Origin of the sequence: Pantoea sp. B550 (assembly GCF_024158165.1) — a bacterium.
Lineage (GTDB): Bacteria > Pseudomonadota > Gammaproteobacteria > Enterobacterales > Enterobacteriaceae > Pantoea > Pantoea alfalfae.
The window spans coordinates 680,531-695,098 of sequence record NZ_JAMYXI010000003.1 but is presented as its reverse complement, the minus strand read 5'-3'; the positions used below and the strand labels follow the sequence as shown (position 1 = coordinate 695,098).

At 54.8% G+C, this 14,568-nt stretch carries 7 protein-coding genes; 2 read left to right on the top strand and 5 right to left on the bottom strand.

Annotated elements, in window-relative coordinates:
• Positions 1-11 precede the first annotated feature (11 nt).
• On the bottom strand, positions 12-2,297 hold the full coding sequence (gene nrdA, locus NIM72_RS06180) for a class 1a ribonucleoside-diphosphate reductase subunit alpha (protein WP_013358562.1): 2,286 nt from the start codon (positions 2,295-2,297) through the stop codon (positions 12-14).
• Positions 2,298-2,824: 527 nt separating this feature from the next.
• Positions 2,825-3,550 (bottom strand): bifunctional 2-polyprenyl-6-hydroxyphenol methylase/3-demethylubiquinol 3-O-methyltransferase UbiG, encoded by a 726-nt coding sequence (ubiG, locus tag NIM72_RS06175; protein WP_090959232.1) that lies wholly within the window; start codon positions 3,548-3,550, stop codon positions 2,825-2,827.
• Positions 3,551-3,727: 177 nt separating this feature from the next.
• On the opposite strand from ubiG, the gene gyrA reads away from it, so the two are divergent.
• Together gyrA and rcsC are read left to right on the top strand one after the other, a co-directional pair.
• Positions 3,728-6,400, top strand: a complete 2,673-nt coding sequence (gene gyrA, locus NIM72_RS06170; RefSeq protein WP_161733352.1) for a DNA topoisomerase (ATP-hydrolyzing) subunit A — start codon at positions 3,728-3,730, stop codon at positions 6,398-6,400.
• A 621-nt stretch (positions 6,401-7,021) separates the two neighbouring features.
• Entirely contained in the window at positions 7,022-9,874 is a 2,853-nt protein-coding gene (rcsC, locus tag NIM72_RS06165; RefSeq protein ID WP_161733350.1) for a two-component system sensor histidine kinase RcsC, read from the top strand.
• Positions 9,875-9,928: 54 nt separating this feature from the next.
• Here the strand turns inward: rcsC and rcsB are convergent, their stop codons facing one another.
• The 3 genes from rcsB to NIM72_RS06150 are packed head-to-tail and all read right to left on the bottom strand — an operon-like array spanning position 9,929 to position 14,412.
• Positions 9,929-10,579: a response regulator transcription factor RcsB gene (gene rcsB, locus NIM72_RS06160; protein ID WP_003854204.1), complete on the bottom strand. Its 651-nt coding sequence runs from the start codon at positions 10,577-10,579 to the stop codon at positions 9,929-9,931.
• Between the two features lies 1 nt (position 10,580).
• Positions 10,581-13,238 carry a phosphotransferase RcsD gene (gene rcsD / locus NIM72_RS06155; protein WP_161733348.1) on the bottom strand — a complete coding sequence of 886 codons (2,658 nt, stop codon included), beginning with the start codon at positions 13,236-13,238 and terminating at the stop codon, positions 10,581-10,583.
• Positions 13,239-13,257: 19 nt separating this feature from the next.
• Positions 13,258-14,412: an MFS transporter gene (locus NIM72_RS06150; protein ID WP_253419401.1), complete on the bottom strand. Its 1,155-nt coding sequence runs from the start codon at positions 14,410-14,412 to the stop codon at positions 13,258-13,260.
• Between the last annotated feature and the right edge of the window lie 156 nt (positions 14,413-14,568).

Here is a 14,568-nt window from a genome sequence, read left to right as displayed (position 1 = left end):
CCGCCTGACCATTAGATCTTACAGGCGCCGCTCTCGCAGCCATCATCCTGGATAGAAGGTGCCAGGTCATCCTGCGCATCTTCCGCACCGTCACGGGTGTTCTGATAGTAGAGCGTTTTCACGCCGAACTTGTACGCCGTCAGCAGATCTTTCAGCAGCTGTTTCATCGGCACTTTACCGTTGGCAAAGCGTGACGGATCGTAGTTGGTGTTGGACGAAATGGCCTGGTCGATGAATTTCTGCATCAGACCCACCAGTTGCAGGTAGCCATCGTTGTTAGGCATTTCCCACAGCAGCTCGTACTGATCTTTCAGACGCTCGTACTCCGGCACCACCTGACGCAGGATGCCATCTTTTGATGCTTTGATGCTGATGTGGCCACGTGGCGGCTCAATGCCATTGGTGGCATTGGAGATCTGCGACGAGGTTTCAGACGGCATCAGCGCGGACAGGGTCGAGTTGCGCAGGCCGTGCGTCTTGATCTCTTCACGCAGGCTCTCCCAGTCGAGATGCAGCGGTTCGTTGCTGATCGCGTCCAGGTCTTTCTTATAGGTATCGATCGGCAGAATGCCCTGTGCATAGGTGGTTTCATTGAACCACGGGCAGGCACCTTGCTCTTTCGCCAGCTCGTTTGACGCTTTCAGCAGGTAGTACTGAATCGCTTCAAACGTTTTGTGGGTCAGGCCATTAGCGCTGCCATCGGAGTAGCGCACACCGTGCTTCGCCAGATAGTAAGCGTAGTTGATGACGCCAATGCCCAGGGTACGACGACCCATGGCACCACGCTGTGCAGCCGGAATCGGGTAATCCTGATAATCGAGCAGGGCATCAAGGGCACGCACCGCCAGGGTAGCCAGCTCTTCCAAATCGTCGAGGCTTTCAATGGCGCCAAGGTTGAACGCAGAGAGCGTACACAGGGCGATCTCACCGTTTTCGTCGTTAACATCTTCCAGCGGTTTGGTCGGCAGGGCGATTTCCAGGCAGAGGTTAGACTGGCGAACCGGCGCGATGCGCGGATCAAACGGGCTGTGAGTGTTGCAGTGATCGACGTTCTGAATGTAGATACGGCCAGTTGAAGCACGTTCCTGCATCATCAGCGAGAAGAGATCGACCGCTTTAACACGCTGCTGACGGATGCTCTTATCCTGCTCATATTTGGTGTAAAGGCGCTCAAACTCATCCTGATCGGCGAAGAACGCGTCATACAGGCCAGGCACGTCAGACGGGCTGAACAGGGTGATGTCTTCGCCTTTCAGCAGGCGCTGATACATCAGCTTGTTGAGCTGAACGCCATAGTCCATGTGACGCACGCGGTTACCTTCAACACCACGGTTGTTTTTCAGCACCAGCAGACTTTCGATTTCGAGATGCCACATCGGGTAGAACAGCGTCGCTGCGCCGCCACGTACGCCGCCCTGAGAACAGGACTTCACTGCGGTCTGGAAATGCTTATAGAACGGAATACAGCCGGTGTGGAACGCTTCACCGCCGCGAATCGGGCTGCCCAGCGCACGGATACGACCGGCGTTGATGCCGATACCGGCACGCTGAGAGACATATTTCACAATTGCACTGGAGGTGGCGTTGATGGAGTCCAGGCTGTCGCCGCACTCGATCAGCACACAGGAACTGAACTGACGCGTCGGGGTACGCACGCCCGACATGATTGGCGTCGGCAGTGAGATTTTAAACGTGGAGATCGCATCATAGAAACGCTTGATGTAATCCATACGCGTGTCGCGCGGATAGCCAGAGAAGAGGCAGGCAGCGACCAGAATGTAGAGGAACTGCGCGCTCTCGTAGATTTCACCCGAGACGCGGTTCTGGACCAGATATTTGCCTTCCAGCTGCTTTACCGCTGCGTAGGAGAAGTTCATGTCACGCCAGTGGTCGAGAAACTCGTCCATCTGCGCGAACTCTTCCTGGCTGTAATCTTCCAGCAGGTGGCGATCATATTTGCCCATGTCGACCATCTTAACGACCTGGTCATAAAGCTTCGGCGGCTCAAACTGACCATACGCTTTTTTACGCAGGTGGAAGATTGCCAGGCGGGCAGCCAGGTACTGATAGTCAGGGGCATCGCGAGAGATGAGGTCTGCTGCGGCCTTGATGATGGTCTCATGAATGTCAGAGGTTCTGATGCCATCATAGAACTGAATATGGGAGCGCAGCTCCACCTGTGACACTGAGACGTTGTTCAGCCCTTCAGCTGCCCAGTCCAGCACACGGTGAATTTTGTCGAGATCAATGCGCTCCTGGCGGCCATCGCGTTTAGTAACGAGCAGACTCTGGTTCATGTCGCGTTTTTACCTTTGCGTGAGTATCCAAAAATTAAAAGAAATCCCGGTTTATACACAGCCTATTCATTGTGAATAATGTGTGGATAAACACTACATCTAGGGGGTGATGAGAAAAGTCATAACTACATGGGGGCATATTTTAGTATTTTACGGCCGCTTAACAAGAGCAAAAAATGATGGCTGGAGGGGTTGTAATTCTTGCGAAATTTCTTAGCCCACGCCTTGTAAGGCCTGGCAACATGTCAACCAGATCACACTTTTTTTTCTAACTTTGATCGGACGCGTATTTCTTATTCAATCCTCCCTTTTCGGCCCTGCAGGGGAGGAAAAAAAGCGAAAAGAGACTACGTGCACGGGCCGTTGCAAGATGACGCGGACTGAAATCTGAGGCAGAAGAGAGTAGGTGTAACGTAACCCACTGGCAGATAACACTATGCCTCTGTTGCGGTTGGTTCCGGGGGCAGCAGGCGATGAAAAGCAGCAAGGGAAGAACAAGCCCGCCCTGATTCAGGCGGGCCGATCACTTATACGGCGCGGTGCGTGTGCACCATATAATTCACGTCAGTGCCGGGGGCCAGTTTGAAGCGATTGGTCAGCGGATTGTAGTGCAGGCCGATAATGTTACGTTCACGCAGCGTCGTTTCATCCACCCAGCCCAGCAGTTCGGAAGGACGGATAAACTTCTTCACGTCATGGGTGCCGCGCGGCAGCATGCGGAGCACATATTCCGCGCCAAAGATCGCCAGTAGCCAGGCTTTGGGATTGCGGTTCAGCGTAGAGAAAAAGACTTCGCCGCCGGGTTTGACCAGTTTCGCACAGGCGTGAATCACCGAGCGGGGATCCGGCACGTGCTCCAGCATCTCCATGCAGGTCACCACATCATATTTCCCTGCGTTCTGCTCCGCATGCTCTTCAACGGTCTGCTGAACGTAGTCCAGCGTGACGCCGCTCTCCAGAGCATGCAGACGCGCCACGGCCAGTGGTTCGGCACCCATATCCAGACCGGTCACAACTGCGCCTTCACGCGCCATGCTTTCGGATAAAATGCCGCCGCCGCATCCAACGTCGAGCACGGTTTTACCGAACAGGCCATTGCTGTGCTGCGCGATGTAGCCCAGGCGCAGGGGGTTGATACGGTGCAACGGTTTAAATTCACCCTCCAGATCCCACCAGCGTGAGGCAACGGCCTCAAACTTGGCAATTTCCTGCGCATCGACGTTATGCTGATGATTCTGCGGTTGTGCATTCATTGAATCGTAACTCCTGACAAAATGTGCCCACAGTATAAACGCTTAACCGCAGTTGGCACACCTTTCAGGGGCAATGAAAAGCAGGGGAAATCGGTGGTTAACGTTCACCAGAGCATTGCAGTGTGATATACTTTCGCACCTTTAAAATCCGGGATTAAGTAGAGGGATAGCGGCTCCATGAGCGACCTTGCGAGAGAAATTACACCGGTCAATATCGAAGAAGAATTAAAGAATTCTTACCTCGGTTACGCCATGTCGGTCATCGTTGGCCGAGCTTTACCCGATGTGCGTGATGGCCTGAAGCCAGTTCACCGTCGCGTACTCTATGCGATGAGCGTACTGGGTAACGACTGGAACAAACCCTATAAAAAATCTGCCCGCGTCGTCGGTGACGTTATCGGTAAATATCACCCGCATGGTGATTCCGCCGTTTACGACACCATTGTACGTATGGCCCAGCCTTTCTCCCTGCGTTACATGCTGGTGGACGGACAAGGCAACTTCGGTTCCATCGACGGCGACTCCGCTGCAGCGATGCGTTATACCGAAATTCGCATGTCGAAAATCGCCCACGACCTGTTAGCTGACCTGGAAAAAGAGACCGTCGATTTCGTACCGAACTATGACGGCACTGAGCAGATCCCTGAAGTTCTGCCGACCAAAATCCCTAACCTGCTGGTGAACGGTTCTTCCGGTATCGCCGTGGGTATGGCAACCAACATTCCACCGCACAACCTGCGTGAAGTGATTAACGGCTGCCTGGCGTACATTGAAGATGAGAACATCAGCATTGAAGCGCTGATGGAGCACATTCCGGGGCCTGATTTCCCGACCGCCGCCATCATCAATGGTCGCCGTGGCATCGAAGAAGCGTACCGCACCGGACGCGGCAAGATTTACATTCGCGCACGTGGCGAAGTGGAAGCCGATGCGAAAACGGGCCGCGAGACCATCATCATTCACGAGCTGCCGTATCAGGTGAACAAAGCACGCCTGATTGAGAAGATTGCGGAGCTGGTGAAAGAGAAGCGTGTCGAAGGCATCAGCGCACTGCGCGATGAGTCTGATAAAGACGGCATGCGCATCGTGATTGAAATCAAGCGTGATGCGGTCGGCGAAGTGGTGCTGAATAATCTCTATTCACTGACCCAGTTGCAGACATCGTTTGGCATCAATATGGTGGCGCTGCATCAGGGCCAGCCGAAGATTATGGCGCTGAAGGAAATTCTGGATGCCTTTGTTCGCCATCGTCGTGAAGTCGTAACGCGTCGTACCATCTTTGAACTGCGTAAAGCCCGTGACCGCGCGCATATCCTGGAAGGTCTGGCGATTGCGCTGGCGAATATCGATCCAATTATCGAGCTGATTCGTCGTGCACCAAACCCGGCAGAAGCGAAAGCGGGTCTGATTGCACAGGCGTGGGATCTGGGTAACGTGTCAGCGATGCTGGAGCGTGCCGGTGATGACGCCGCGCGTCCCGAGTGGCTGGATCCGCAGTACGGCATCCGTGATGGTCAGTACTATCTGACCGAGCAGCAGGCTCAGGCGATTCTGGATCTGCGTCTGCAGAAACTGACCGGCCTTGAGCACGAGAAGCTGCTGGATGAGTATAAGGCACTGCTGGAGCAGATCGCTGAGTTGCTGCACATTCTGTCGAGCGCTGAGCGTCTGATGGAAGTGATCCGCGAAGAGCTGGAGCTGATGCGCGATCAGTTTGGCGACGATCGTCGTACAGAGATCACCGCAAATACCGCCGATATTAACATCGAAGACCTGATCAATCAGGAAGATGTTGTGGTGACATTGTCGCATCAGGGCTATGTGAAGTATCAGCCGCTGACCGACTATGAAGCGCAGCGTCGTGGTGGTAAAGGCAAGTCAGCCGCACGTATCAAAGAAGAGGACTTCATTGATCGTCTGCTGGTGGCGAATACCCATGACACGATTCTTTGCTTCTCAAGCCGTGGCCGTCTCTACTGGATGAAGGTTTATCAGCTGCCGGAAGCCAGTCGTGGCGCACGTGGACGTCCAATCGTCAATCTGCTGCCGCTGGAAGCCAACGAGCGCATTACGGCGATTCTGCCGGTACGTGAGTATACCGAAGGCTTCAATATCTTTATGGCGACCGCGCTGGGTACCGTGAAGAAGACTGCGCTGAAAGAGTTCAGTCGTCCGCGTAGCGCCGGCATTATTGCCGTGAATCTGCGTGATGACGATGAGCTGATCGGTGTGGCGCTGACCAACGGTAATGACGAAGCGATGCTGTTCTCAGCGGCCGGTAAAGTGGTGCGCTTCGCAGAAACCGCAGTTCGTGCCATGGGTCGTACCGCTTCTGGCGTGCGCGGCATCAGGCTGGCTGAAGGCGATCGTGTCGTGTCGTTGATTGTGCCGCGTGAAGAGGGTGCCATTATGACCGTAACGCAGAATGGTTACGGTAAGCGGACTGCCAACAGCGAATACCCGACCAAGTCGCGTGCGACGCAGGGTGTTATTTCAATCAAAGTGACTGAACGTAATGGTCCGGTAATTGGCGCGGTTCAGGTTGTCGATGGCGATCAGATTATGATGATCACCGATGCCGGTACGCTGGTGCGTACTCGCGTTTCAGAAGTGAGCGTCGTGGGTCGTAATACCCAGGGTGTGATCCTGATTCGTACCGCAGAGGATGAGAACGTAGTCGCTCTGCAGCGTGTTGCCGAGCCGGTTGAAGAAGAAGAGCTGGATTCAATCGACGGCAGCGTGGCGGAAGGCGAAGATGATATTGCGCCGGAAGCTGAGATTGACGATGAAGAGATTGCACCGGAAGCGGATGCAGAAGACGAAGACGACGCAGCTGAAGACGAAGAGTAATTTGTCTGACGTGAGCTGAGGTTCGTTGCAGAAACGGCAGGTCAGGGGAAACCCGGCCTGCCGTTTTTTTGTGTGTGATGGACAGATTGCAGGGGCAGAGAGTTTATGGCGGGTGGCTGGGAGCTGATGGCTGTGAGTCGGGAGCCGTCGCAATGCCTGCTGTGCCCGATCGCAAAGGATTCCCGCATCCCTGCGGATCGGCCACGCCATCCCTGCCGTGGACACGTTGCTCTTCGGGCACAGCAGGCTTTTTTGTTGGGATTTGGGTGTCGCTTTGAGGGGATGGGCGTGGTGTTTGCGGGGTGAGATGTGGGGCGGGCACATGGCTGGTGGCTATGAGTCGGGAGCGGTCGCAATGCCCGATCGCAAAGGATTCCCGCCTCCCTGCGGATCGTCCACACCATCCGTGGCGTGGACGCTTTGCTCTTCGGGCACAGCAGGCCTTTCTTATTGGGGTTGTGGTGTCGCTTTGAGGAGATGCAGATGGCGCTTTGGCTGTCTTAAAAGATTCCCAAACCTTCCGCTAAGCCTGCGGCTGGCTGGCTTTTTTCGCCCGATAAAGCTAGTGTATGGGCATTAAAAATCGATGATGCGACTAACCTTGCCAACTGCGAGTTACCTTTGAAATATCCTGTCTCTTTCCGCACTACGCTTCGCATCTCGCGCTATCTTTTTCGCGCGCTGGCGCTGCTAATCTGGACGCTGGGTGCCGTTCTGACAGCGTTTTACATCATCAGCGTACTGCACAATAAAGAGACGCAGGTCCGGCAGGAGTTCGCCAGCAACTACGGCACGATACAGTGGTATGTGCGCCATTCGGCGGACATGATGCGTGAGCTGAAGTACATCACTGAAAACCGCTTAACCAACGCCAGCAGTGGTCTGGATGTGCTGACCGGCATGATGCCAGGTAAAGCCACCCAGCCGCAGTATACGCCGCTGTTCTCGGATGGCGACTGCACCTCAATGAGCAATACCTGGCGCAATTCGCTCGATTCACTCAGCTACTACATCAATTATTGGAAAAGTAACTTCGCCTCATCGTATGAACTGAATCGGGTGTTCTTTATCGGTGGCGAGAGCCAGTGTCTGGCCGACTTTACCATTGGCAGCAGTAATGCCGATCGGGAACGCAGCCTGAAATCGCTGCGTGAGAATGTGCTCCGCTATCGCAATAGCAGTGAGGAGGATCGCCGCAATCCGATGTACTGGATCAACAGCAGTGCTCAGCCCGGTGTCGGCACCTTCTATATGGTGGTGCCGGTTTACGTCGCCAACAAGTTACAGGCGCTGCTGGGTGTTGAGCAGAATATCCGCCTGGATGAGTTTATTCAGCCGGGTAGCCTGCCGGTCATTGCGTCCATTACCGATGAAAATTATCGTCCACTGCTTAACTCGCGGCGCGGCGGGCTGGGCTTCTCGCTCGATAATCTGCCGGATGATAAAACCTGGTTCGGTTATCTGAATGGGTATCGTCAGCTGGTGCTGAAGAAACCGCTGCCGCCGTCCGACCTTAATGTGGTCTGGTCGATACCCACCGATGTGATGGTGGATCAGCTCAAGCTGATGATCATTAATGCGCTGCTGCTCAATATTTTCAGTGCGGTGATCCTGTTTACGCTTGCCTGGGTATTTGAGCGGCGGATGTTCCTGCCGGCGGAGGAGAATGCGCACCGGCTGGAAGAGCATGAGCAGTTTAACCGTAAGATTGTTGCTTCTGCGCCGGTCGGGATCTGTATTTTACGCACCAGCGACGGCACCAATATTCTGAGTAACGAACTGGCGCATAACTATCTGACGTTGCTGACGCAGGAAGATCGTCTGAAGCTGAATGAGATAATCGGCGGACAGCAGGTCAATTTTGTCGATGTGCTGACCGGCAGTAATACCAACCTGCAAATCAGCTTTGTGCATTCGCGTTATCGTAATGAGAACGTGGCGATTTGCGTGCTGGTCGATGTCTCAGCGCGTGTGCGGATGGAGCAGTCTCTGCAGGAGATGGCTCACGCGGCAGAGCAGGCGAGCCAGTCAAAATCGATGTTCCTTGCTACCGTCAGTCACGAACTGCGCACGCCGCTGTATGGCATTATCGGTAACCTCGACCTGTTACAGACCAAAGAGCTGCCCAGCGGCATCGACTCGCTGGTGACGGCGATGAACAACTCCTCCAGCCTGCTGCTGAAGATCATCAGCGATATTCTCGACTTCTCGAAAATTGAGTCCGAGCAGTTGAAAATCGAGCCGCGTCCGTTTGCCCCACGTGAAATTGTGACCCACATCGTCGGCAACTATCTGTCGCTGGTGGTGAAGAAGCGGCTGACGCTCTACTGCTTCATCGAACATGACGTGCCACAGGTGCTGGACGGCGATCCGCTGCGTCTGCAGCAGGTGATCTCGAACCTGCTGAATAACGCGATTAAGTTTACGCACACCGGTTGTATTATCCTGCATGCCTGGGTTGCGGAGGGCTATCTGGCCTTCCGCGTCCGGGATACCGGGGTCGGCATCCCGGCGAAGGAGCTGCCGCGCCTGTTTGATCCCTTCTTCCAGGTGGGAAATGGCGTGCAGCGTAATTTCCAGGGCACGGGGCTGGGACTGGCGATCTGTGAAAAGCTGATCAACATGATGGATGGTGACATCGAGGTCGACTCAGAGCCGGGCATGGGCAGCCAGTTCATTGTCCGTATTCCGATCTACAAAGGACAGAAGCCGTCGCTGATGCTGCTGGAGGGTTTGCAGGATAAGAAAATCTGGCTGGCGATGCGCAATGACTATCTGGCGCAATTTGTTACCCGCCAGATTCAGCAGCAGGGCATTGAGGTTGCGGAGTATAACGGTAAGCCGGGTCACGACGATGTGGTGATGACCGATTACGAACTGGAAATCGACTTACCGCTGCGGGCGCTGATCACCTTTGACGGATCGCATGTGGATATGCCGCGTGAACGTCAGCCGGGGCGCTGGATCCACTCGACAGCCACGCTGCACGAGGTGCCGGCTCTTCTGGCGCGCATCTATCGTATTTCGCTGGGCCACGATACAGCGGATGCGTTGCTGCTTGCCGCGCCGGTCGAAGAGAAAGTGCATAACGATGACATCATGGTGCTGATTGTTGATGACCATCCGATTAACCGCATGCTGCTATCGGAACAGCTTGGCACGCTGGGCTATCAGGTCAAAACCGCGCAGGATGGCGTGGATGCGCTTAACGTGCTGAGTCGTAATGAAATCGACATCGTGCTGACGGACGTGAACATGCCAAACATGGATGGTTATCGCCTGACGCAGCGGTTGCGTCAGCTGGGCCATCTCTTCCCGGTGGTGGGCGTGACGGCGAATGCGCTGGCGGAAGAGAAACAGCGTTGTATGGATGCGGGTATGGATAACTGTCTGTCGAAACCGGTGACGCTGGATGTGCTGAAGGTGACGCTGGCAATCTATGCTGATCGGGTGCGTAAAACGCGGCCAGGATAAAGCAGGATAGGGCAGGAGAAGAGGCGGTGCAGGCTGCACCGCCTCAGACGTAACTTAGTCTCTTTCGACCTGACTCTGGCTGACAGACGACAGGTAGTTCAGCAGCGCGATATCATTATCCACGCCCAGTTTCATCATTGCTGATTTCTTCTGGCTACTGATGGTTTTGATACTGCGGTTCAGTTTCTTGGCGATTTCGGTCACCAGGAAACCTTCTGCGAACAGACGCAGTACTTCGCTCTCTTTCGGTGACAGGCGTTTGTCGCCATAACCACCTGCGCTGATCTTCTCCAGCAGCTTCGCAACGCTTTCCGGCGTATATTTCTTGCCTTTCTGCAGTGCAGCCAGTGCTTTTGGTAAATCGGTAGGCGCGCCCTGTTTCAGGACAATCCCTTCGATATCGAGATCCAGCACAGAACTCAGAATCGCCGGGTTATTGTTCATAGTCAGAACAATAATCGACAGATCCGGATAGTGACGTTTAATATATTTAATCAGCGTAATACCATCGCCATACTTCTCACCTGGCATAGAGAGGTCGGTGATCAGGACGTTAGCATCAAGCTTGGACAGATTATTGATCAGTGCTGTTGAGTCTTCGAACTCACCTACAACGTTGACCCATTCAATTTGTTCCAGAGACTTTCGGATACCGAAAAGGACAATTGGATGGTCATCGGCAATAATTACGTTTAAGTTATTCATCTTATTGGTTACCTTGCTGCAGCAGTTGATTGACGTAAGCGTCAATATCACTGGTGGTATTTGTAATGTTTGAATCGTCACACGCTTTAATGTGGTGTTCTAACTCTTCACAAAGCTGTTTGCCGGGAGTCAGATTGAGCATGGCAAACACGCCCTTTAGGCGATGCGCTGTCTGAGCAAGCGAGGCGTAGTCCTTTTCCGCTGACTCAGTATACAGTCTCTTCACATCAACCGGTACTGTCTCCGTAAACAGCTGGAAATAGCCACCGCTCATCAATGGCGTGGCCGTGTCGTCTTCCATGTCATTATCCATCACATCATGCGACAGTTGCTTCTCAATCAGGGCCAGTAAGGCATCGAGCATCGCATTACTGAGATTGAAATTGACCCGATACTGCTGGTCGTTCAGTGCATGATGACCCAGCTCATCTTCCGCCAGCAGCAGTGCCCAGCCGCTAAGCTTTGCGGGATCGTCGGTCACCAGCACATCGTGATCCTGACCGGAAATGCGCTCATCGGGCGTCAGACAACGCGCGCCCCAGTTTTCCAGATGGCGGCAGACGATTTTATGTACGTCCTCCACGGTGATCTCCACCAGCGCGGTCACACCATCCAGAATCTTCTCCTCTTCTTCTTCGCGCTTCTCTTCCAGCACCAGCGGCAACTGCATGTTGTAGCGCGTGCCGATATCCGCTTTTGCCACGATATCGAGACTGCCACCCATCTGCTTGCAGAGCTGCTTACACAGGAAGAACGCCATGCCGGAAGCCTGTCCGTAGCGATCCTGACTGGTATCGCCCAGGAACGGGAAGTCGACATTCGCCAGCTCATCCACCGTCAGACCCGCACCGGTGTCCACCAGTTCGATGATCACTCTATCGGCCTGTTTGTCCGCAGCCTTAACTTCCAGGGTGATTTTTCCCCAGCGCGTGGTGGTCAGAGCATAGTGCATCAGCGTGGTCAGCACTTTGCGCAGTGCGCGACGGTCGCCAAATCGCGTCTCGTCATTCGCCAGATGATTATTCACCACCAGCGACAGTCCTTTGCGACGCATCAGCGGCAGGCTTTCCAGTGCGATTTCGTCCAGCAGCTCCTGCAGGTTAAAGACGGTCGCATCCGGTGACCAGTCATGCGCCTCAAGCCGATTGAGCAGCACGATATCATCTACCAGTCGCGCCAGTCCCTGGCTCTCATCGAGCAGGTCCAGCACGGTCTCATCGGCATCACGCTGGCTGAGCTGCACCAGCTGCGTCACCATCTTCTCCAGAGGCTGATTCAGTGCATGGCCCAGATTGTGCAGCAGCTGCTGACGCATCTGATGATTGCGATCCAGCACCTGCTGCGCTTTCTGCAGTTTCTTATTCACCAGCAGCTCACGATCCTGGTCACGCATCATAAACAGCTGAGTATGTGGCGACAGCACGCTGCGGGCGTGGCGAATCTCATACACTTCGTTATTGATAGTGGCCTGCAGCACGCCCTGATGCTGGTCGGACATATTAATAATCTTCTGCAGATTGAGATGCGGCAAGAGATGTTCAGCAATCTTATTGCTCAGCAGGGTGCGGTTGCTGGCAAAGTCATACACCAGCAGGCCGACCGGCAGGCTGGCCACAATCTCTTCATTCAGTACCCGTAGCGAATCAAGTTCAGCGCTCTGATTCTCGCTGGGACGTAGCGACTGCTGGCGCAGCAGCACAATACCCGCCAGCGACAGCAGGAACAGCAGCAGGTTGATCAGCAGCGGCCAGAGCAGGTTGTGCAGGCTGTCGATAATCAGGCGGGTAATCGGCACCTGATAGACCAGTTGCAGCGACGTACTGGGCAGGGTGGCCGTAATCTCAATATTGGGATTAACCAGCGTGATGCGGGTGTTTTCCACCTCCTGCTGATCGGCTGTCGTGGCAGGCATTGAGCTGTCCTGACGCAGCTGGAAGTTTTCCAGCGGCATGTTCTGCGGAACAATATCGTTAACCGGCAGATCAAAGGCGACCACCGTGGCCAGATGGCCCGGCTGATTGAAGGTGGTGCGCAGCGTGAAATAGTGGTCGTTCTGGAAGGCGAGATGGCGCAGCGGCGAGAAGCTCTCGCGTTCATCCAGCGCATTGGCCTGTTGCAGCATCTCCGCGCGGCGGCTATCTACCATTGAGCTGATAGCGCTCTCTTTATAGCGCGTCGCCATATCTTTCAGCGGCAGGGTCGAGATCATAATCAGGCTGTTGTCCTGACCATTTAAAAAGTACATCGACCAGGTGGGATTTTCTGCGCCCCACAGCGTGTCGAGATAGTTCGACATCCGCATGGTCATATCCAGCGTGCTGCTGTCGTGTGAGCCGAAAATCAGCGCCTCGGTTTTACGCCGGGTTTTTTCCAGGTAATAGACGTCAGGACGCAGCCGCGTCTCCTGCAGATTACTGCCGGGTGTTGCGCCTGCCGCACTGGTGGAGAGGTTTTCATAGATCTGCCAGGTGGCAAAGCGGTAGGCGTCGATGCGCTTCTGCACGTCACGCGCCAGATCGTCCATCGCATAGCGTTTGCCAGTCAGCCAGGCATTGACCGAGTTATGCACCATAAAGCCCAGCGCCAGCAGCAGCACCAGATTGAAAACCACAAAAAAGCGGGTGACATTGCCGGAGGTCAGTGGAAACTTATACAACATAGCGTGTCAGGTACCTGAATTATCGCGCAACTTTTCGCGCACTGGCGGCTACCGCTAGCAGCAACAGCGCGATCATTAGAAATGCGCCGCTGAGGCTGATCCATTGCGAAATGAATCCGATTAAAGCCGGACCTGAGAGAATACCCGCATATCCCAGCGTTGTCATGGCAGAAATCGCCAGGTTCGCAGGCATATCCTGTTGATTCCCGGCAGCATTGAACAACATCGGCACCGTATTGGATAAACCAAAGCCAACCAGCAGGAATGCCAGCAGGGCGATCTCCGGCCACGGCAGCCAGACGGCCAGCGTCATGCCCGCTGCGGCGGTCAGTGCGCCCGTCAGCATCACCGGATAGCGGCCAAAACGCTGGATGATCTTATCGCCGCTAAAACGGCCCAGCGTCATCGCCGCCGAAAAGACCGCATAGCCCAGACCGGCGTAAGCGGGTGACATCGCCGGGTTCTGCAGCAACAGCAGCGCACCCCAGTCCAGCACTGCCCCTTCCGCCAGGAACAGGATAAAGCAGAGCAGGCCAAGAAATGCGACCCAGCCACGTGGGATCACCAGCCAGGGCTGATCGGGCTGGTGCAGACGCTGGCTCATTAACACCGGCAGTCGCCACAACAGCAGTAACAGCATTACGGCCATCACCACCAGGGTCGCGTGCAGCGGCGTAAATGAGCGGCTCAGCAACAGGCTCACCGTACCCGCACCGAGAATCCCGCCCAGACTGAAGAAGCCATGAAAGCCAGACATCATCGGCTTATCAGCAGCCTGCTCAACCTGTACCGCCTGATAATTCATCGCCACATCCAGCATGCCCAGACCGGCACCAAACAGCATCAGCGCCGCGGCCATTACCAGATGAGAGTCAGCCGTGGCCAGCAGCGGCATCATAAGCAGCACTAACAGCGTCGAGAAACCCATCACCCGACGGCAGCCAAAACGTGCCACCAGCGTGCCGGTCACCGGCATCGCGGCCAGCGAACCAATTCCCAGGCAAAGCAGTAACGCGCCTAAGGAGGCACCGCTGAGCTGCAGACGATCGCGGGCAAACGGCACCAGCGGTGCCCAGGCTGACATCCCCAAGCCATTAATCAGAAAGATAGTGCGCGTGCCCCAGTTCAGGCGGCTCTGATGCTTATGTTGTTGTGCAGCGTCCAGTGCAGTCATAGGTCAGATTCATCAAAGATAAAGCGGAAAAGTGTAGCTCTGGCCGCGAGTTCAGTGGCCGTTGCGCCTCTTATCAAAGTGGTGCAGCAACATCGTTTAAAGGGCAAAACCGGGAGTTTACCGACTTTTGCTGCGCCGCGAATTTTTTCCAGAACT

What these genes read in the sequence shown, in the direction of transcription:
- nrdA (WP_013358562.1), bottom strand. Translation starts at nt 2,297, where the DNA reads ATGAACCAGAGTCTGCTCGTTACTAAACGCGATGGCCGCCAGGAGCGC.
- ubiG (WP_090959232.1), bottom strand. Translation starts at nt 3,550, where the DNA reads ATGAATGCACAACCGCAGAATCATCAGCATAACGTCGATGCGCAGGAA.
- gyrA (WP_161733352.1), top strand. Translation starts at nt 3,728, where the DNA reads ATGAGCGACCTTGCGAGAGAAATTACACCGGTCAATATCGAAGAAGAA.
- rcsB (WP_003854204.1), bottom strand. Translation starts at nt 10,579, where the DNA reads ATGAATAACTTAAACGTAATTATTGCCGATGACCATCCAATTGTCCTT.
- rcsD (WP_161733348.1), bottom strand. Translation starts at nt 13,238, where the DNA reads ATGTTGTATAAGTTTCCACTGACCTCCGGCAATGTCACCCGCTTTTTT.
- NIM72_RS06150 (WP_253419401.1), bottom strand. Translation starts at nt 14,412, where the DNA reads ATGACTGCACTGGACGCTGCACAACAACATAAGCATCAGAGCCGCCTG.